19 protein-coding genes are annotated in these 20171 nt (G+C 37.3%); 4 read left to right on the plus strand and 15 right to left on the minus strand.

Going from position 1 to position 20171, the window contains the following annotated elements; all coding sequences use genetic code 11:
• Nucleotides 1–23: 23 nt before the first annotated feature.
• A complete protein-coding gene (locus O7776_RS18445; protein WP_241370813.1) occupies nt 24–818 on the minus strand; it encodes a helix-turn-helix transcriptional regulator in 795 nt (264 codons plus the stop codon).
• A gap of 573 nt (nt 819–1391) precedes the next feature.
• Between O7776_RS18445 and O7776_RS18450 the strand changes: the two genes are divergently transcribed.
• Both O7776_RS18450 and O7776_RS18455 read left to right on the plus strand, forming a co-directional pair.
• Complete coding sequence (locus tag O7776_RS18450) at nt 1392–2042, plus strand: LytTR family DNA-binding domain-containing protein (RefSeq protein ID WP_274308370.1); 651 nt, start codon at nt 1392–1394, stop codon at nt 2040–2042.
• A gap of 341 nt (nt 2043–2383) precedes the next feature.
• Complete coding sequence (locus O7776_RS18455) at nt 2384–3904, plus strand: succinyl-CoA:acetate CoA-transferase ScpC (protein WP_274308371.1); 1521 nt, start codon at nt 2384–2386, stop codon at nt 3902–3904.
• Nucleotides 3905–3958: 54 nt separating this feature from the next.
• On the opposite strand, the gene O7776_RS18460 is transcribed toward O7776_RS18455, so the two are convergent.
• From O7776_RS18460 to O7776_RS18515, 12 genes are all read right to left on the minus strand, one after another.
• Complete coding sequence (locus tag O7776_RS18460) at nt 3959–4300, minus strand: 3-oxoacyl-ACP reductase (RefSeq protein ID WP_274308372.1); 342 nt, start codon at nt 4298–4300, stop codon at nt 3959–3961.
• 459 nt (nt 4301–4759) lie between these two features.
• Nucleotides 4760–5041: a GNAT family N-acetyltransferase gene (locus O7776_RS18465; protein WP_274308373.1), complete on the minus strand. Its 282-nt coding sequence runs from the start codon at nt 5039–5041 to the stop codon at nt 4760–4762.
• A gap of 89 nt (nt 5042–5130) precedes the next feature.
• Nucleotides 5131–6051: a DUF1002 domain-containing protein gene (locus O7776_RS18470; RefSeq protein ID WP_274308374.1), complete on the minus strand. Its 921-nt coding sequence runs from the start codon at nt 6049–6051 to the stop codon at nt 5131–5133.
• 376 nt (nt 6052–6427) lie between these two features.
• Nucleotides 6428–7285 (minus strand): CvfB family protein, encoded by an 858-nt coding sequence (locus O7776_RS18475; RefSeq protein ID WP_274308375.1) that lies wholly within the window; start codon nt 7283–7285, stop codon nt 6428–6430.
• 26 nt (nt 7286–7311) lie between these two features.
• Nucleotides 7312–7731, minus strand: coding sequence for a transcriptional regulator MntR (mntR, locus tag O7776_RS18480; protein ID WP_274308376.1), 420 nt, complete (start codon nt 7729–7731; stop codon nt 7312–7314).
• 239 nt (nt 7732–7970) lie between these two features.
• A complete protein-coding gene (locus tag O7776_RS18485; protein ID WP_241370821.1) occupies nt 7971–8249 on the minus strand; it encodes a late competence development ComFB family protein in 279 nt (92 codons plus the stop codon).
• Nucleotides 8250–8401: 152 nt separating this feature from the next.
• A complete protein-coding gene (locus O7776_RS18490) occupies nt 8402–10519 on the minus strand; it encodes a heavy metal translocating P-type ATPase (protein WP_274308378.1) in 2118 nt (705 codons plus the stop codon).
• A gap of 5 nt (nt 10520–10524) precedes the next feature.
• Nucleotides 10525–10869, minus strand: coding sequence for an ArsR/SmtB family transcription factor (locus O7776_RS18495; protein ID WP_274310545.1), 345 nt, complete (start codon nt 10867–10869; stop codon nt 10525–10527).
• 295 nt (nt 10870–11164) lie between these two features.
• Nucleotides 11165–13576 (minus strand): penicillin acylase family protein, encoded by a 2412-nt coding sequence (locus O7776_RS18500; RefSeq protein WP_274308379.1) that lies wholly within the window; start codon nt 13574–13576, stop codon nt 11165–11167.
• 269 nt (nt 13577–13845) lie between these two features.
• Nucleotides 13846–14604, minus strand: coding sequence for an exodeoxyribonuclease III (locus O7776_RS18505; protein ID WP_274308380.1), 759 nt, complete (start codon nt 14602–14604; stop codon nt 13846–13848).
• A 180-nt stretch (nt 14605–14784) separates the two neighbouring features.
• A complete protein-coding gene (gene murB / locus O7776_RS18510; protein WP_274308381.1) occupies nt 14785–15702 on the minus strand; it encodes a UDP-N-acetylmuramate dehydrogenase in 918 nt (305 codons plus the stop codon).
• An 84-nt stretch (nt 15703–15786) separates the two neighbouring features.
• A complete protein-coding gene (locus O7776_RS18515; RefSeq protein WP_241370825.1) occupies nt 15787–16092 on the minus strand; it encodes a winged helix-turn-helix transcriptional regulator in 306 nt (101 codons plus the stop codon).
• Between the two features lie 181 nt (nt 16093–16273).
• On the opposite strand from O7776_RS18515, the gene O7776_RS18520 reads away from it, so the two are divergent.
• Complete coding sequence (locus O7776_RS18520) at nt 16274–16801, plus strand: YceI family protein (protein ID WP_274308382.1); 528 nt, start codon at nt 16274–16276, stop codon at nt 16799–16801.
• A 61-nt stretch (nt 16802–16862) separates the two neighbouring features.
• Here O7776_RS18520 and O7776_RS18525 read toward each other — a convergent pair whose 3' ends face one another.
• The gene (locus O7776_RS18525; protein WP_241370827.1) at nt 16863–17501 is read right to left on the minus strand and encodes an FMN-dependent NADH-azoreductase; all 639 of its coding nucleotides are present in this window, start codon (nt 17499–17501) and stop codon (nt 16863–16865) included.
• A 144-nt stretch (nt 17502–17645) separates the two neighbouring features.
• Complete coding sequence (locus tag O7776_RS18530; protein ID WP_274308383.1) at nt 17646–18350, minus strand: DsbA family oxidoreductase; 705 nt, start codon at nt 18348–18350, stop codon at nt 17646–17648.
• A 434-nt stretch (nt 18351–18784) separates the two neighbouring features.
• On the opposite strand from O7776_RS18530, the gene O7776_RS18535 reads away from it, so the two are divergent.
• Complete coding sequence (locus O7776_RS18535; RefSeq protein WP_274308384.1) at nt 18785–20161, plus strand: FAD-dependent oxidoreductase; 1377 nt, start codon at nt 18785–18787, stop codon at nt 20159–20161.
• Nucleotides 20162–20171 lie beyond the last annotated feature (10 nt).

The raw sequence follows: 20171 nt of genomic DNA on the forward strand, positions 1-20171 counted from the left end.
AATTGAAGACATGTAATGAAACATTATACGTTTTCGTACTCAACTTCTGTCATTTCAAAGCGGAAAAACTCATGATGTAATTCGTCGCGGAAGTGTTTTGGTGTAACTCCTGTGTATTTTTTAAAAATACGTGTGAAATAACTTTGATTACAGAAATGGAATTGCTCCGAAATAGATGTAATGCTCTTATTCGTATGACGTAAATAATATTGAGATTCTTCGACACGGCGAACATTTAAATATTCTACTAAAGTAATACCTACGTGTTCACGGAAAATGCGAGATAGATGGCTCGTACTGATATGGAAATTCGCCGCGATGCTCTCTACCGTTAAGTCATTTTCAAGCTCGTCGTTTATGTACATTATTACTTTGTTCACCGTTTGATGACGGAACGTTGGTTGCTTACGATCTGCGATAAAATATACATAAAAATCGATTAAGTCATCTGCAAACTGTAAAAATTCTGCATCCTTCATTTTGTTTTCAACCATATCTGCACATGCTAAATTAAACGCAAAGGCCTTTTTTGAAGGCACTTGATTATCTAATAGCTTACGTGCAACAATAGAAGATAAAATCACAAAATATTGACGTACTACTTTAATAACTTGTTTTCCAAAACGTAAAGACAAAATATCAATAATTTCGTGTAACGTCTTTTTCGCCTTCGAAGCCTCTAAATGATACACTTCAAATAAAAGTTTTGATTCTAGTACGAAAAAATCTTCGATGCCAGCATATTGATTGATATTATCAATTTCTTGGAAGTAGCGTTTTGAAATTGTTTCCGAGATTGAACGTTGATGTAGTTGCATAAATTACCCCATCTTTCTTCAGAATGGCTATTCTGTTTCTTGTTCGAAAAACTTTAATGCTGTCTTTCACACATGCAGATAGAAGTGTTTAATGCAGCAACCAATCTACCTACAATTTTATAAAAATATTAAATTTCGCTATTTCGCTAAGTAGTCAATACTTAAAGTCAATTTATTAAGCGAAGTGATTATTTATACGATTCTAAAAAATAATCAAACAATACTCTGTTTTAACATAATATTGTTTGCATTATTAGTAACTATAGAGAATATTACCATATTTTACGTTTTCCTTTCAACCTAATTTTAACAATTAATATAGTTCTAAATCATTATGTTACTTCCCTTTTTTTGAAAAAAATGCGCTGAATACATTGAATAATCATGATTTCATGCATCTTTTCATGCATCCAATTTTGTTATTATTATCCAAATTATAGTTACTGAAATCTCCACTTTACTTTGTTAGATATAATTTTTCAATAATAAAAAAATCTTCTTAACCTAATTTCTTTAAATATGTAGTAAAATAGTTCATAATTGTATAAAATGCTTATAAAGAGGTGTTAGAGAGTGGATCCAAAACAAATAGAAGAAATTATGGAAGTCATTAAAGAATTTTTCCCGGAAAATACGTCAATTGCTATTTCAGATACAAATGAGTATATATACTACCAAGCTAGCAAAAAGGTAGATTTAAAAATCAAGCCTGGCGATCCAATTAAGGAAGGTTCAGCTGCTTTTAAAGCTTTAACTTATGGTCAAAAAATCAATTCATACATCGAATCTGATGTATTTGGTGTTCCATACTACGGTATGAGTATTCCATTAGTTGAAGAAGGCGAGACAAAAGGCGCTATTACAGCGATCTTCCCTCAAAAGCCTTCACCATTTTTAACAAATTATATTACAGTTAAAATTGATGATTGCTGGTACCCGATTAAACATAACCAAGTGATTTACCTTGAAACTCAATTACGTAAAACTTTCGTAAAAACGATGCATCGCGAAGGTTACCACCGCTTAAATTTAAGCGACTTAGAGCTATTTTTAGCGCCTGATTCTTTCATCCGTTGTCACCGTTCGTACATCGTTAATATTGACTTCATTGATGAGATTCAACCAGATTCTCATTCTACATTCTTATTAATTATGAAGGATGGTACTCGCATTCCCGTTAGCCAACGTTATGCTAGCTACTTCCGTCGTTCATTAGGATTCTAATATATAAAAAGCGATTTCTCACAAGAGAAGTCGCTTTTTTCATGACTTAGTTATATAACAGTTGGTCTTTTTATCGCTTTTTTCAGTCATTATTGCATAAATTTGCTACATCGCCCTCATTTTCTATATCTCATCCGACGTTTAATTTGTCGTTTTTGTCGCATTTTATCTCTAAATAACGTTTTTTAAGCGCTTTTATACATTCCACAAAGAAAATGTGACAATTTGATGATAGTATTAATGTAAATGTCAGTGTAAGAGCTGACGAAAAAACAGAAAATTCCAACAAAAATTTTCTTTTTGCTCAAACCATCAAAAACTTTTTAGGGGAGGATTTTTTAATGGATCCACGAGTTGAGAAACGTTTAGGTTTAAAACAATTAGCAGATAAAATCGTATCTGCACAAGAAGCTGCTGCTTTAATTCAAGATGGCACAGTAGTAGGTATGTCTGGATTTACTCGCGCTGGAGATGCAAAAGTAGTTCCAATGGCTTTAGTTGAACGCGCTAAAACTGAACAAATTAAAATTGACGTATATACAGGGGCTTCTTTAGGTCCTGAAGTAGATAACCACTTAGCAGCTGCTGGTGTTATCAATAAGCGCGGTCCGTTCCAAGGTGATGCGGTAATGCGTGGTTTAATTAACAAAGGCGACATCAAGTACGTAGACGCTCACCTTTCTCACAATGCTGAGTTAGTACGTCAAGGTATTATCGGTCCAATTAAACACTTAATTTTAGAAGCTGTTGCAATTACTGAAGATGGTTTAATTATCCCAACTAACTCTGTTGGTAACTCACCAATCTTTGCTGAGTATGCAGAAAACATTATTATCGAATTAAACATTTCTCACCCTGAAGCATTAATCGGTATTCACGACATCTACATTCCAGGTGAACAAGGTAAGCGTGAAGCGATCCCAATGACAAATGCTGAACAACGTATCGGTGAAATCGGTATCCGCGTTCCTGTTGAGAAAATCCAAGCAATCGTTATTTCTGAAGAGCCAGATGCTCCTTCATTAATCGTTCCTCCAGATGAGGAAACACAAAACATGGCAAACATTTTATTAGACTTCTTCCGTGATGAAATTAAAGCGGGTCGTTTAACAAATGAACTTATGCCATTACAATCTGGTGTAGGTTCTGTTGCGAACGCTGTATTAGATGGCTTTGCTGATTCAGAGTTCGAAAACTTAGTTGTTGCTTCTGAAGTATTACAAGATGCAGTATTCAACTTAATCGATGCTGGTAAAGTGCGTTTTGCAGCTGCAACTTCAATTACGTTAACAAAAGAGCTACAAGATAAAGTTTACGGTAACTTAGAAGCTTACGCTGATAAAATTTGCTTACGTCCACAAGAAATCTCTAACCACCCAGAGCTTATCCGTCGTTTAGGTTTAATTTCTATCAACACGGCTCTTGAGTTAGATATTTATGGTAACGTAAACTCTACACATGTTTCAGGTACAAAAATGATGAACGGTATCGGTGGTTCTGGTGACTTCGCACGTAACGCTCGTCTTGGTATCTTCGTAACGAAATCTTACGCAAAAGGTGGCGCGATTTCTTCAATCGTACCAATGGTTTCTCACGTAGACCACACTGAACACGATGTAGATGTAATCGTAACGGAACAAGGTATCGCGGATTTACGCGGTCTTGCTCCTAAAGAACGCGTTGAATTAATTATCAACAACTGTGCTCACCCAGATTTCAAAGAGCAATTATGGGATTACTACAACCGTGCTTACGAAGCAACTGGTGGCGCGCACACTCCTCACATCTTAGAGGAAGCTCTTTCTTGGCACGTAAACCTTGCTAAAAACAAAACAATGAAAAAAGAAGTAGCAAAAGCTTAATTTTTTCCAAAAATAAAATGCGATGCGGTAGAGACATCTAACCGCATCGCATTTTTATTGTTGATGTTGCTGCTCGTTGTATTGATCTATCATTCGCTGTGCGCCACCTTCACTAATGAACTCATTCTCATCAATAGCTAAAGTCTTTTTACTTGCCGCGCCTTCAGCAACGTCACCTGCTACATCGCCAACTGATTGGATATGTTCTTCTTCTGTAGAATATTGCTTGTTGCTTTGGAAGTTTTGTTTTTGTTCGTTTACTGCTTTTGTTGCTCTATCACGTGCTTCATTAAGGAAGACCATCGCTTTATCACGATTTTCCTTCTTACTTAAAAATGAAGCAGCTCCTGCTAATAATCCTGCAACTACAACGCCTTTCCCTTTAAATTTAGCCATTGTTAATTACCTCCTAAATCTTGATTATTACACGTTATTTATATTACCCTTTCATAGGCTTATTCAAACATCTTCAGAAATATGATTAAAAAACACCTAAAATGGGAAATATAATTATAATATGATAAAAAGGAGTGCTGACCATGTTCCAAAATAAAGAAATTCAATACAAAGGCATTGAAGTATTAAGTTTATTAGGGGTGGCGACATTCCTAACGTTCGTAATTTCCATTTTTATAGGTTAAAAAAAGGACTGCGCGAAAAGTAAATACTTCTCGCGCAGTCCTTCGTTCATGTATTAATTATCCGCTGCAGGCGGTGCTTCTGCGGTGGTCGAAATACGAACGAATGCTAAAACCGTCACATCGTGTGACAACGCATTCATGACAAGCATCGTGCTGGCCTCCATCCTCGGCGCAAAGGAGGTGTCCCAGAATCACTTCTCGGACACCCCCTTTTTTATGCCTTTAGATCATCATAGGTATCGCTTTTTTCAAATGCTGATACTACATAGCTACAAATGGCATTCATTTTCAAATTGTTTTCACGTGCATAATCTGCTGCTGCGTCTAATAATTTTTTGGCTACCCCTTGCCCACGCAGTACATCAGATACATATGTGTGATCCATATTCATAACTCCGTCACGCAAGATCCATGTAATTTCTGCTACGCGTTCACCATTTAGCTCATACTCAAAAGCTCCATAATTATTCCCTTTGTCTCGATACGTAAATTCCATATTTCTCCCTCCTCGTTATTTTTACTATAGCATAATCATGATTTAATCAAACAAAAAAGCTCCCAAAAATTGAGAGCTTTCTATGTTTATTATTCTTTTGAGAACCAAGAAGAAATAGTGTCGATTAAATTATTAAAGAAGTTTTTCACACTTTGCCAGAAGCCTTCATCCTCTAATATCGCACCGAATTTTTCATCAAATGTAGCGGTTAAATCTGAAAGCTGATCCGACCATTTACTAAAATCGATATTTAAGTTACTAATACGATCCATTAAATCTACTAATAATTGACGGTCCGCATCACTTAAGTTAATTTGGAATTTTGCCAACTGGTCTTCAACAATTTGCTGTACCTCTTCTTTTGTTTCTGGTTTATTCTCAGCAATCACTTTTTTAATTTGTGTTAATAATTCTGCTACTTGCTCATCTGTTACCCCTGCAGATTCTGCAAGTGATGTTGCTACTGATAATTCGTCATTTGCTACGTCTGTACGCTCAATATCAAGTTTTTCACCTGTTTTTACTTCGTAGGCTTTATAAATCCCTACTAGCGCAGAGTGTCCAGTTACTGGCTTCGGTGCCGCAATTTCAACGATGGCATCTTCAATACCAGCTGTTAACATAGCGCTTGCATACATTTCTGAAGTAACTTGTGTAATATTTTCTGGTGTTACAATGCTAATTACAAGCCCTTTCCCTTCATCTTGACGTGTAATTTTTGCAGAAGAAAACATGCGTGAGCTTGGATTTGAATCTTTAATATATTTGGCTAAATCTTGACCTGTTATGGTAATTTCATCTACTTCAGTTTCTTTGTCTACACGTAAAGCCGTTTTGACTGTTTCCTTTTCATCTGCAGATAAGTTACCTCCATAAACAACAATTGGTACACCTAATTTTTCGTTAATTGGATTCTTTGTTTCTGTCGATGCAGCTGATGCGCTAAATGGCAGTACAATTGATAGCATTAAGGCAAGAGCAGCAACTAGTGCGATCCATTTTTGTTTCATAATATTTTCCCCCTTCGAAATATATATGCCTACGCATGTACATTCAATTATTAATACGAATAAAAAAAGTAAAAGGTTTCATTGGAAAGATTTACCTTTTACTTTTTTTCATCGTACATTTTTATTATTCGATCAATTACGCCCCGGCTAATTCTCGTCCTAGCCTAGGCCTGCACGATGCAGGTCAGTTAGCCGTTATCGCATGGATTCGATGAACTTAGGCAAACCTTCTAAATTAACTCCTTTAAAAAATCTGTAACATCCGCCGAGCATTAGGTCAACATGAAGTTGATCATGAAATCGTTGTCACAGGACGTGAAGCTTTTAGCCTTTGTTCCCCTAGTCAGCCGAGGTTTGTAACGCCTGCTGAAGTAAGTTAAACGATTTCTGTCCAACCATCTTGCTGCGTAATTTTACGCGCTTTCATTAATGTACCTAATGCACGTTTGAAAGCCCCTTTACTCATATTGAACATTTCTTGAATTTCTTCTGGTGTTGATTTGTCTCCGAATGGCATTTTGCCGCCCACGCTTTCTAAATAAGCAAAAATCTTTTCAGCATCATCACCTAAACGTTCATGTTTACGCGGTAAAAATGAGCCATTTAGTGATCCATCTTCTTTTACGTCGATAATACGCACGGTTACGTCTTGACCTAAACGTGGCTCAGCCATCATTTCTGATTGATGCACAAAAATACGATACGGAGCTTCTACACCAAGTAAAAATGAGCCTACTGGTAATAAACGATACGGGCGAGCTGAAATTGTTTTGTTGAACATATCTTCTAACGCGCCTTCGTACATGTCATTTACTTTTTCTTCTGTAATGAGACGGCCAAATAAATCACCATTACGATCTGTACGTAATGTCATGTATAATTGGTCACCTGGCTCTGGCCATACCTCTTGGATTGCTGGTAAGTCTTCTGCGCGTACGAGCACCTCGCGAGACGTTCCAATATCACAATAAGCGCCTTCTTTTGTTACTTTTAATACACGCGCCCAACCGTAATCTGCCTCTGTAATTTGAGGAATTGCTGTTGTTGCCTGTAAGTCGCCACGACGATCCGTATATAGAAATACTTTTACTGTATCACCAATCGCCACTGTTTCTACTACATCTGAGGCATTTAACGGAATTTCGATATCACCGTTTGTTAAAATATAGCGTGAACCTTGCTCCTCTAATACCGTTAAATTAACAACTTGTCCTGATTTCATTAATTGATTCATTTTGTTCTCCTTTTTCCTGTCAATCATTACATACTATGATTTGATTTCATTTCTTCAAGCTTCCTTGTCACTTGTGGTTCATCTTCCAAAAGCTGCACAAGGTCTGCAATTCGATCGATTGAATTCCAGCTCAAGTGGTGTTCGATGCCTTCTACATCTTCATAAATTCGTTCTTCATCAACCCCGATTAAACGCAAAAATTGTTCCAGTAACTCATGACGTTGTACTAACCGCTTACCTAATTTTTGCCCTTTTGGCGTTAATGTTAACCCTCTATATTTTTCGTAGACTAAGTAACCATCTTTATCTAACTTCTGTACCATTTTCGTTACTGAGGAAGGTAGAACAGATAAAGCTTCTGCAATATCGGACACACGCGCATAACCCTTATTTTCAATCAATAAATATATTTGTTCAATGTGGTCCTCCATGCTAGGTGTTGGCATAACTGTTCCCTCTCTTTCCAATTGCTCTTTTAAGTGTACTACAATATTAGACAAAAAGTTAACTGAAAAACCGTAATACTAAATAAAAGAGACGATCCAAGTTATAGCTCAAACTTGAATTGTCTCTTTTCATTTCCTTATCCAACTTTTAAACGTTGCAAAACCTCGAACTGTTGCTTTGCTTATAGTACAAAAAGAATTTGCTGAAGCAAGTTTAACCAGTTTAAAAGGATTTCTCTTTAATGGCGAGGATATCGACCGACCATATGAAGCGCTCGAATAATTTGCTTATTAATCTCTTCAATATTTTCTGATGTATTAAGTTGTTTGAACACGTCATCTCTTGCTTTTTCAGAAGCAACATAGCGAGAGGGTAAAGCATTAAGTGCAATTGCATTTACATCCATTTCGCACTGTTCACAATGGCAAAAGGTTTGATACTCAACACCATGAAGAAGGAAGCTGACAAGTCCTCGAACAATTTCTTCAGTCACATTTACTAATTTAAAATTAGACATCCCTATTCTTCGCCTCATTCGACTTCTATTTTATCTAGTTAATAATATAACGTTCTCAAGGATAACTCAAGATTTTATAAATCTAAAATAAAAAATCGCCATTTCAGCACTTTTAATAGTATAAAATTACCATTTCCAGGTATAAAACATTTTTATTTCGTGCCATTTTTCATCAATCTTAAGGCATTCAAAATGACAAGTAATGTTGCCCCAATATCTGCAAAAATAGCAATCCACAATGTAAGCCATCCTGGAATTACAAGTAAAATTGCCATTAATTTCAACCCAAGTGCAAACGTGATATTTTGCTTAATAATTGTCAATGTTCGTTTACTTAGCTTCATCGTAAATGGAAGTTTTGTTAAATCATCACGCATGAATACAATTTGTGCTGTTTCAAGCGCTGCATCTGAACCAGCGCCACCCATTGCAATTCCTATATTGGCTGATGCTAACGCTGGTGCATCGTTTACACCATCCCCTACCATTGCAACAGAACCATATTGCTGTTGCAGTTCTTTCATTGCTTGAAGTTTATTTTCTGGTAAAAGGCTCGCACGTACATCATCAATTGCTAACTGACTCGCTATTTTTTCGGCAGTTAGTGGGGCATCGCCTGTTAGCATTACAGTATGTTGAATGCCATTAGTATGAAGCATTTCAATCACAGTTTTGCTTTCTGGGCGAACCTGATCGGCAATCGCAATTACCCCTATCACTTGTGTAGTACTTGCTGCCACAATAACAGAATAACCTTTAGAAGATAAATTTTTAATCCTTGTCATAGAATGCTCGGAAACTGTGACAAGAGAATTAATCCAGCTGGCACTTCCTACATATATAATGTCACCTTCTACGGTTGCATAGGCACCTTTCCCCGTAACCGATTGGAAATTTTCAGTAGAAGGAATGTGAATTTTTTCATCGAATGCTTTCGATAAGATTGCACGCGCTAATGGATGCTGTGATTTCTTTTCAACAGCAGCCACTTTTGCGAGCAACGTATGCTCCTCACCAACTTCAGTTATAACTTCCATTACTTCTGGTTGCCCTTTTGTTAACGTACCCGTCTTATCAAAGGCTACCGCTTGAACTCGACCCAATTCTTCTAAATAAGCACCGCCTTTTATTAGCACTCCTTGGCGCGCAGCATTTCCAATTGCTGTGACAATGGCTACCGGAGTTGAAATAACTAATGCACAAGGGCAACCTACTACTAGAACTGCTAATCCTTGATAGATCCAGTGTGTCCAATCGCCAGTAATTATACTTGGAATAATGGCTACTAAAAGAGCAACAAGCATAATAATCGGTGTATAATATTTCGCAAAACGATCAACAAATTTTTGAGAAGGGGCTTTTTGTGTTTGCGCTTCTTCTACTAAATGAATAATTTTAGCAATTGTTGTATCTTCAACACGCTTGGTTACCTTTACTTCTAAAGCACCGGCTTCATTTATTGTTCCTGCAAATACATGGTCTGTTATATTTTTCGTTACAGGGATGGATTCTCCAGTAATAGCAGCTTGGTTAACTGTAGAGCTCCCTTCTACTACAACACCGTCCATCGCAATTTTTTGCCCCGGTTTTACTAATAAAATATCCCCAATTTGAATCTCTTCAGTTGCTACTTCTATTTCATGAACATGCTCTCCATGTGCACGTTTAATAACTGCATTTACCGGTGCAAGTTCAACTAATTGTGAAATCGACTGTCTCGCTTTATTTATCGAATACGCTTCTAATGCTTCACTTACTGCAAATAAGAATACAACGATTGCGGCTTCTTGCCATTCTCCAATTATCGCGGCTCCAATTATCGCAATCGTCATGAGCGTTTTCATATCAAATTCGAAGTGGCGTAAGTTTTTTATACCCGTTTTAAAAATCGGATAACCTCCTACAATTATCGCAATTGCATAAATGCTATTTACGAAAATATGTCCCTCTCCTAAGAAGAAACTACAAAGTATACCCATTAGTACGAAAGTTAGCGCAAATAAAGCCAATTGATTTTCTTTCTTTTTCAAGAAAGGTTGCTTTTTCGTTCCCTTTCGTTCACTTGCCTTTGAAATTTTTATTCCATCAAATGCACCTGCCGCTTCTAACTGCGCAATCGATACATCGCCCGTAACCGTTAATTTAGCAGCTCCAAAATTAAGTTGTACGTCCGTTACTGTTTCAATTTCTTTTATATTTCGCTCGAATTTTGCAGCACAATTTGCACACGATAAATTTTCTAAGCGATATTGCTCGGTTTTCGTAGCCATCGTTCTCACTCCTTTGAATGCTCGTAAGCTATTTTTACAATTTGATAGACATGCTCATCTGCTAGTGAATAATACATCAGCTTGCCCTCACGCATTGATTTCGCCAAGCCATTGTCCTTTAAATTACGTAAATGGTGAGAGGTTGTCGCAATACTCGCATCAATAATCGCTGCTACATCACATACACAAAGCCTTTCCTCGATAGTTAATGCGTACACGATTTTTAACCTTGTTTCATCTGCAAGCACCTTTAATAGTTTTGAAACATGGGCTAGATCGGGCATTTGCGTTTTCACCTTTTCAACAGCCTGCTCATTTATTTTTGTAATTTCGCACGTTTCCTTCAAAATATCCACCTCATTCAAAGATCTATTTGAATGTATTATAGCTTATGCCATGTCACATTCAAAGGTTTATTTGAATGAAAAAAGCTCCTCCTTTTTAAAAGAGAAGCTTCCCAAAATCAATTCCCCCCGGCGTAATTGCGTCCAGATTTTTTTCGAGCCAAATCGAAAAAAATCTGTGACATTCGCGGGGCTCAACTTGGTTCAGCCGGGGTTTTAACCCCCACTTATAGAGGTAGAGTACTTCTGTACCTGTCACTTTGCTTATGATACAAAAAGAATTTGCTGAAACAAGTAAAACTTATTCAGCTTTTAAAAGTAATTCATAGCGCATATCCATTTCCCCATTAATCTTTGTTGTATGGTAATGACCGTTTACCCAGTTCGATACTTGGCTGTCGTACCATTTCGATTTAACATGACCACTTTGACCTGGGCCAACAATATGTTGAGCGGACGATAAATCATTCAAATCTGCAACGAAGCGCCATGATGCTCCATGGTTTACATTGCCATTTCCATCTTCAGCAGCTGCTTGTACGGTAACGCTAGAGCCACCTACTGCTAAATTATCAGGATTTAAGTACTCTGCAATAAAGCTAGACGCACTTGATAAAGGGTGATTGAATGTAAGCTTATTGTAGCTACCCCATTTCCATTTCGAAACAGTTTTACCGAACTGATCTTGAATGGCTAATACTGCGTCCTCAAAGGCCTTATAAACAAATTTATCTATGCCACCTTCACCTTGAATCCAGACACCTTCATTTCCAGCGTAGGCATCACGTAACATTTGGTTAGTGATTTGTGGTTTCGCAGGCATTAATTTATACATATCAGCTGGCATGGCATCTTCAAATAATGCCTCTTTCATATTTTCAATTAAAAAATAATATACAAGTGGTGCACCTTGCTCTTGATCGTCATAGTACTCCCACTCTTCTAGTAATGTAAGTTCTTTTGCATACTTGCCTTCTGTATCTTGCTCCTTAATCGTAGCCAGTAAGCTCGGTAAAAATTCCTCGGCATGTAGATTTTTCTTATCCATTTGTATTGCTTTCATATCGGAAGACGTCAATTTTAACTGTTTACCTGTTTCCTTATCGTATACAGGTGTTTCAATCATTTCGACAATGCGTTCATAACGATATGGCTGTGCCCAAAGGTTTGATAAATGATAGGGATATTCTTTGCCCACAACTTCATTGTTGGCTGTTGCAATATAACCTTCTTTTGGGTTAATAACTGACGGTAGTTCGTCAAACGGGATATAGCTTTCCCAACCGTATTCTGATGAATTACCTGGTACTGGCAATGCGCCTGTACCTTGTTTACGAATTGGTACTTTACCGTTTGCTTTATATGCAATTTTGCCATCTGTTGATGCAAATACGAAATTCTGTGCTGGTGCTTTAAAATCTTCTAATGCTGTTTCAAACTCTTCCCAGTTTGTTGCTTTGTTAAAGCCTAGGATGGCTCTTAATTCTTGCGTTGATTGAAGTGCTGTCCACTGCATAGAGAACACTTCTTTAACCTCTGTTTCTTTTAACATAATGTTTGAAATAATAGGACCGTGACGTGTTTCTACTACTTCAAACTCTATCGTTTCGCTATCTTTTACTTTAATCGGCTCTTGGCGAACAGTTGCGTCCTCCCAATTTCCATCATATTCAAATTGATATGGATTTTCTGGGTTCGGCACTTCAATATATAAGTCTTGAACATCTGGATTTACATTCGTTACGCCCCAAGCGATTTCTTCGTTATGCCCTAAAATAATTCCTGGAATCCCCGCGAAAATAACACCGCTTACATTTTGTTCTGGTGATTGTAAATGCATTTGATACCAAATAGAAGGCGTACTTAACCCTAGATGTGGATCATCTGCAAGTAATGGCTTGCCAGATTCCGTCAACTCTCCGGCTATTACCCAGTTGTTACTACCATTAAATTCTGGTGGTAAATAATCTGGTGTAAACACGGATGCGATATCTGTTTCTATATTTAAGTTTGCTTCAATAATCGATTTTGCGTTTTCTGGATACTCAACAAATAATTCTTTTGCCTCTTCTTCAGTATAGTTTTGTAATGCCCAGGAGCGGAATGCTTGCTGATTCCAGTTACCACCTAAATCGTATGCCATATATTTACCGATTGTTAATGAATCAAGTGGTGTCCATGGCTCAGGTGTATAGCCTAATAGCTTAAATTCAAATGAAAGCTTACTTGTACCCTTTACTTCATCAATGAAAGCATTCACTCCGTCAGCATACCATTCTAATATTTGTTTTGATTCTTCATCATAGTCTTCCCATGAAAGTTCTGCCGCATGTCGCAAGCTAAATGTACGGAAGTATTTATCAGTTTGTACCGCAGCCTCCCCAATTACTTCAGCAAGTTTACCACTTGCTTGACGACGCGATAAATCCATTTGGAATAAACGATCCTGTGCTTGTATATATCCTTGTGCACGGTAAAGGTCAGCATCTGATTTTGCATTAAGATGTGGAACCCCTTCACCATCCCGTGTAACTACGACATCGTCATCTAAAATTTTGACAACTGCCTCCCCTTCAATTAAAGGCTTTGAATTCGATACGTATACATGTAACCCTGCAACTGCAACCCCACCCAAAATAATGACTACACCAATAACCCAAATAACAAAATTGACCCATTTGCGCCATTTTGGCTTACTCATTTGTTGTGCCATGAAATCCACCCCTTCAGTTCTTAGGATCAATTACACCTCGGCGTAATTGCGTCCAGATTTCTTTCGTGATTGCTCGAAAAATTCCTCTGAAAAATCGGAGACATCTGCCAGAAGCTTTGGGCCAACACGATGTTGGTCACTTAGGCTATGCCGCACGATGCGGCACTTTCAGCCTAAGTTCAACTCTTCAGCCAGGGTTGAACCACCAATGAAACAAGTTAAATGAAGAAAAAACGTATTGGTATTTTAACCCAATGCGTTTTTCTATTTTACACTATTTTCAATTTTAATACGATAGGACAATGATCGCTACCTAACACATGCGAATGAATCGTTGCCTCTTGTACTTGCTCTACTAAATGATTGGATACAATAAAATAGTCGATGCGCCAACCGATATTACGTTCGCGCACTTTATTCATATATGACCACCATGTAAAGTGATCTGTTTCATTTGGATGAAAATGACGAAACGTATCGGTAAAGCCGCTTGCTAATAAATCAGTCATCTTTCCACGTTCCTCATATGTAAAGCCAGAATTTCCAATATTCGATTTCACGTTTTTTATATCGAGCTCTTCATGTGCCACGTTTAAATCCCCACAATAAATGACAGGCTTCTTGGCATCAAGTTCCTTTAAATACAACGCCATTCGATCTTCCCAAAAAAGGCGTTCTGCTAAACGCGTTAAATCGCGTTTCGCATTTGGAACATACGCATTTACTAAGTAAAAGCTAGCATATTCAAGCGTCAAAATACGCCCTTCATCTGGAGCTACCTCATCTTCTATCCCGTAACGTATAGAAATCGGCTCATGCTTTGTAAAAATAGCTGTCCCTGAATAGCCTTTTTTAACGGCAACATGCCAGTATTGATGGTAGCCTTCGAGTTGGAGCTCAATTTGCCCTTGTTGACATTTAGTTTCTTGTATACAGAAAAAATCAGCATCTATGTCGTGGAAGTAATCTAAAAATCCTTTTGTAACACATGCACGAATGCCGTTTACATTCCATGAAACAAACTTCATTCCTTCTCCCCCTCTACAAAATTTGTATGTTCGGAAAAATTTTTAGCTGAAAAAATAGATTTCGTACATAATCGTACGAAATCATACTTTTTTGCATTATGAATTTCTAAAATATCTTTTGCCCTAGTATATATTCACACCAAAGCTAACGAACACTCGTATTTAAATGTTAGGACGATTTTAAGCTTCATCTTCTCCAACAATTTTTACTTCCATTTCTAAATCAACATCAAACTTTTCTTTTACTGTACGCTGTACCATTTGAATCGTTTCAATGTAATCTCTTGCTGTTGCATTGTTTTTATTTACAATAAATCCAGCATGCTTTGTCGACACTTCTGCCCCTCCGACCCCTTTACCTTGGAGTTCGCTATCTTGAATAAGTTTCCCAGCAAAATGTCCAGGTGGTCGTTTAAAGACACTTCCAGCTGACGGAAATTCAAGCGGTTGCTTTGATTCACGTTGGAATGTTAAATCAGCAATTTTTTCATCTATTTGCTGTTGATTTCCTTTAGCTAATTCAAATGTTGCCGAAAGTACAAAATAACCATTTTTCGCGATAATGCTTTTTCGATAAGAAAGCTCCAACTGGTCATTCGATAAGACGAGTAGCTCGCCTTCTTTCGTTACAACAGTACAAGATGTAACAACATCCTTAATTTCTCCACCATATGCACCAGCGTTCATTGCCATTGCACCACCGATAGATCCTGGAATGCCACACGCAAATTCAAAACCAGTTAAGCTTTGTGACGCTACTTGTTTTGACACCTCTTTAATTAATGCACCACTTTGTGAAAAAACCGTAGTGCCTTCTACGCGAATTTCATTTAATAACGTGAAATGTAATACAATGCCACGCACGCCACCATCACGAACAACCATGTTCGAGCCATTACCTAACATTAATAATGGTACATTGTTTTCATGTGCATATTTAATAACTGCAATTACCTGCTGTTCTGTTTTTGGAAGTACTAATACATCCGCATTGCCGCCTAATTTTGTCATTGTATATTTTTTTAACGACTCATTGGTCTTAATATTTGTTGTTGGAATCCACTGTAATAAATCATTTGCCCATTGTTGAATAGTCATAAATAATACGTTCCTTTCTTGTAAAGCTTCATACCTTCTTAGTATCTGTTTTTAGCAACCGTTTTACAAGTAAAATACGACTACTTATAACCATTTTTTCGACCAAACTTCGATTTCTCGAACAGCCTGCTCCAATGAGTATCCTTTTTCTGTTAAATTGTATTCCACACGAATTGGTACTTCCGAATATACTTTACGCTCGACGATTTCTTCTTTTTCGAGCTCCTTTAAACGTTCTGAAAGTAGACGCCCACTAATTGGCAATGCAGCCTCAATCGCATTGAATCGCTGCGGCCCTTCTAATAATTGATAAATAATTAAAGCCGTCCAACGTTTCCCTACCAGTTCCATTGCTTTTGACAAGCGTGGACATAAAGCTGTTTCCTTCATATTATCACCCCGTATTTAACATATTACGAATTCTTTTCTTATTAAATGCATAATCTTATATTAACACCTTTTTTTAATTACGAAAAGTAAGTAGCTTACTTTGAACAAAATACCATTGTATATTTTAGAGATATATCTTATGATTAATTTATACATTTGTTACATATTTTGGAGTGATATTATGACGACATATTCTGTTGACACGTTCCATTCTTCAATTAACTTTTCAATTAAACATATGATGATTACAAAGATTAATGGCACATTTGATTCGTTTTCTGCACATATTGAAGCAGATGATATTGAAACCTTTACAAATGCGTTCATTCGCTTTGAATTGGATGTAGCCAGTGTTAATACGCGAGATACTTCAAGGGATCAACATCTCATTTCTGCTGACTTTTTCTATACTGATCGTTTTCCAAAAATTATTTTTATCCAAAAATCGATTGAAGGTACAAACAATTCTTTTAAACTTCATGGGGACCTAACGATTAAAAACATAACAAGACCTACTACTTTTGATGTTATTTATACAGGGCATGTTAAAAATCCTTGGGATGGCGATACATATGGCTTTACTTGCACGACTATTATTAACCGAAAAGATTTTGGTCTAACATACAATGCCGCGCTCGAAGCAGGTGGTCTTTTAATCGATGAACTCGTTACCATTAACGTTGAATTACAGCTGAATATACTTAAATAACAGGTAAAAAGGTCACTCGCGAAATGTAGCGAGTGACCTTTTCTAATATTTAGTACAACAATTATGCTGTAACTGTAGCTAATTTTTGAGCTGCTGCTTTAACGTTTTCTAAACCAGTAGCAATGATGTTTTCTGCTTCTGCAGGATTTGCATTGTGACCTTCAATAATTACTTCTTCTACTTTTTGCATACCATAAACGCCACCAATTACACTGTTCATGTAGTTAACTGACATTTCCATAGGAGCCATTTCTGGCGTAGAGTAGTAACCACCACGAGCATTTAATAAGATGTATTTTTTGTCTGTCATTAAGCTTACTAATTGACCTTGCTCATTATATTTGAATGAATAACCAGCGCTGTAAGTATAATCAATGAATGATTGTAAAGCTGCAGGAATTGTTAAGTTCCATAATGGGAAAGCAAATACTACTACATCTGCTGCATCTAATGCTGCACGAGATTTGTTCATTGAATCAACTGAAGCTTGCTCAAGAGCAGTTAATGCTTCACCATTTTGTAATTTACCGAAAGCATTGAATAATTCTTGACCGAAGTATGCTAAGTTTTCTTCAAATACATCAAAAGTTGTTACATTTAAACCTTCAACTGTAGCTGCTTCAGCCATGAAAGTGTTATACATTTTTGTTGAAATTCCGTCTGGACGGTTATTTGCTTTTACTACTAATACGTTTGTCATTTTACTTTAAACTCCCTATATCATATATTTTTGTTTTGAAATTATATATCTCCATTACAAGTATCTCTAATTCGAGGTACTTTTATATAATAAAGGAACAACCGTAAAAAATCAATACGATTGTTCTCAGACTTTAGGCTGAAATTAAATTCCGCAGGATTCGTCCGTACACGTAATCCCATTTCCGCCCTGCATTTTTAACGGTTTACGTAACCCTGCCTCTTGTGCTGCTTTTTCAATTGCTTGTTCAAACACTTCTTTTGGCTGAGCCCCTGAAATACCGTATTTTTGATCGATGACAAAAAACGGTACACCGCGCACGCCTAGCTGCTGTGCAATAGCAATATCTTGTTGCATCTCCGCTAAATAGTCATCGTTTGCTAGTACTGCCTGTGCTTGTTGACGCTCTAAACCAACTTCTTCAGCTAAATTTAATAACGTTTCATCATGTCCTATTAATTGACCTTCTGTAAAATAGGCCTTTAATACTCGCTCTGAAAACGCTTTTCCCTTGTCTTTCGTTTCAGCCCATTTCGCTAAACGATGGGCTTTTACTGTATTAGCATTTTTCATGTCGTCAAAGTTGAAAGCTAATCCAACTTCACTTGCTCGCGCTACTACATTTTGGGTCATTTTTTTTACTTCTTCAATTGACATTCCATACTTTTGTTGTAAACCCTCATAAATCGGCTCTGACGCATCTTCTTTAACAGTCGGATCTAATAAATAACTTTTCAGCTCTACTTCAATTGCCTCTCCGTAACCGGCCTGCTCTAATACATGTTCTAATTGTGTCTTACCAATATAACAAAACGGACACACATAATCTGACCATACTTCTATTTTCATTTTCCTCACTCCTTTTCGAATTCATTGTACTGACTCCACTTTAAAAGTACAACTAAATCAATTACGCCTCGGCGTAATTGCGTCCAGATTTTTTTCAAGCTCGGGGCCACAGGACGTGGGCCAGTCAGCCGTTGTCACACGATGTGACGTCTTTAGGCTGACTTCCTCTTTAAAACTCACTAAAAATATCTGTGACATCCGCCAGGGCTTGGGCCAACACGATGTTGGTCACTCAGGTGTTGCCGCACGATGCGGCGTCCTTAACCTGAGTTCCTTCATTCAGCTGGGGTTCGACCACCTTGAAAGAGTTCCATTTTAGCATTAATACCCCCCTGTAGAAATAGGGGACTTCTGCTGAATCAAGATAAACTTGTATAAAATAACGTTCAAATAATCATACTGAAAAATAAAAATGAAAAATAAAAGGTGATTCTTTGAAACAATCGCTCTGGCTATCTGACCAGCAACCTATATCTGCCCCATCTGTTCAACAATCTATTACTTGCGATATTTGTATTGTAGGTGGGGGCATTAGTGGCATTTATAGTGCCTATTTATTGGCTAAACAAGGCTTTTCTGTCGTCCTAATCGAAGGACTATCGCACTTTGCTAACGGTACAACTGCTTATTCTACTGGCAAATTAACGACACAGCATCAATTAATTTATTCCAAGCTTTCGTTAGAAGATGGGTTACTCTATTACAAAGCAAATCGACAAGCAATCGAACAAGTTGTTGAGCAAAACCCAGAGAGCTTTTCACGCGCCACTTCTTTTTTGTATAGCACCACTAAATTAGGCAAAGAACAATTAACCGAAGAAGCCAAACGCTATGAACAGTTAGGTATTCCTTACATCGCTACAAAGGATACAGAGCTGTCACTATCAATTGAATTAGCACTTGGCATAAAAGACGAAGCGCAAATTAATCCAGTCGCCTTTACAAATCACTTTGCATCATTGGCAAGAAAACATGGGGCAGAGCTCTACTTAAATACACGCATAACAAGTATTGACTTGAAAAAGCGTCATTTATTAACAAGTTTGGCGCATTCTATTCACTACAAAAAGCTTATTTTATGCACCCATTACCCAATCGAGGCAATAAAAAATTTAACTATGCTTAAATTGCAAATTAGCCGTTCCTATTTAACCGCTACAAAATGCAACGAACTACTTGAAGGCCAATATTTAAGCATTGATACACCCGGTCGAACAATTCGTACTGCAAGCATTGATGGGAATCCCTATTTTATATACGGGGGCTATTCACACATAGCGGGAACGAATTCAGAAGTGAATTACTATGAATCCCTTCAGCAAGAAGTACAGGCATTGTTTGAATTGCCAGCACCAAGCTTTTGTTGGGACGCTCAAGACATGATGACTTTCGACCAAATTCCATTTATTGGGCAAGTAAATCATACAGATGACTCTCTCTATATTGCAACAGGCTTTAATAAATGGGGCTTATCTTCATCACTTGTAGCAGGGCAATTACTTTGCGATTTATTAAAAGGAATAAAAAATCCAACTAGCGATTTATTTTCGCCGAGTCGGTCTAATTTTGGGAAAGCATTATATTTTATGTTGCAAAATGGAAGTTTTATCAGTAAGGAATTCATCAAGGGTTATCTTACGCGAAGAGATGCACCGCGCTGTACTCATTTAGGCTGTAAAACAAGATGGAATGAAAACGATGAGACATGGGATTGTCCTTGCCACGGCTCACGCTACAATAAAGAAGGACAAGTAATCGAGGGGCCAGCTGTCTATCCACTGGACATAAAAAAATCCGGTCATTCCACTTAAGGAATACCGG

This window comes from Solibacillus daqui (assembly GCF_028747805.1).
Taxonomy (GTDB): Bacteria; Bacillota; Bacilli; order Bacillales_A; family Planococcaceae; genus Solibacillus; species Solibacillus daqui.

Coding starts and splice junctions, on each gene's coding strand:
- O7776_RS18475 (WP_274308375.1), bottom strand. CDS start 7,285: ATGAATCAATTAATGAAATCAGGACAAGTTGTTAATTTAACGGTATTA.
- O7776_RS18485 (WP_241370821.1), bottom strand. CDS start 8,249: ATGTCTAATTTTAAATTAGTAAATGTGACTGAAGAAATTGTTCGAGGA.
- O7776_RS18465 (WP_274308373.1), bottom strand. CDS start 5,041: ATGGAATTTACGTATCGAGACAAAGGGAATAATTATGGAGCTTTTGAG.
- murB (WP_274308381.1), bottom strand. CDS start 15,702: ATGACTATTCAACAATGGGCAAATGATTTATTACAGTGGATTCCAACA.
- mntR (WP_274308376.1), bottom strand. CDS start 7,731: ATGCCAACACCTAGCATGGAGGACCACATTGAACAAATATATTTATTG.
- O7776_RS18500 (WP_274308379.1), bottom strand. CDS start 13,576: ATGGCACAACAAATGAGTAAGCCAAAATGGCGCAAATGGGTCAATTTT.
- O7776_RS18445 (WP_241370813.1), bottom strand. CDS start 818: ATGCAACTACATCAACGTTCAATCTCGGAAACAATTTCAAAACGCTAC.
- O7776_RS18520 (WP_274308382.1), top strand. CDS start 16,274: ATGACGACATATTCTGTTGACACGTTCCATTCTTCAATTAACTTTTCA.
- O7776_RS18470 (WP_274308374.1), bottom strand. CDS start 6,051: ATGAAACAAAAATGGATCGCACTAGTTGCTGCTCTTGCCTTAATGCTA.
- O7776_RS18490 (WP_274308378.1), bottom strand. CDS start 10,519: ATGGCTACGAAAACCGAGCAATATCGCTTAGAAAATTTATCGTGTGCA.
- O7776_RS18455 (WP_274308371.1), top strand. CDS start 2,384: ATGGATCCACGAGTTGAGAAACGTTTAGGTTTAAAACAATTAGCAGAT.
- O7776_RS18515 (WP_241370825.1), bottom strand. CDS start 16,092: ATGAAGGAAACAGCTTTATGTCCACGCTTGTCAAAAGCAATGGAACTG.
- O7776_RS18530 (WP_274308383.1), bottom strand. CDS start 18,350: ATGAAAATAGAAGTATGGTCAGATTATGTGTGTCCGTTTTGTTATATT.
- O7776_RS18525 (WP_241370827.1), bottom strand. CDS start 17,501: ATGACAAACGTATTAGTAGTAAAAGCAAATAACCGTCCAGACGGAATT.
- O7776_RS18460 (WP_274308372.1), bottom strand. CDS start 4,300: ATGGCTAAATTTAAAGGGAAAGGCGTTGTAGTTGCAGGATTATTAGCA.
- O7776_RS18505 (WP_274308380.1), bottom strand. CDS start 14,604: ATGAAGTTTGTTTCATGGAATGTAAACGGCATTCGTGCATGTGTTACA.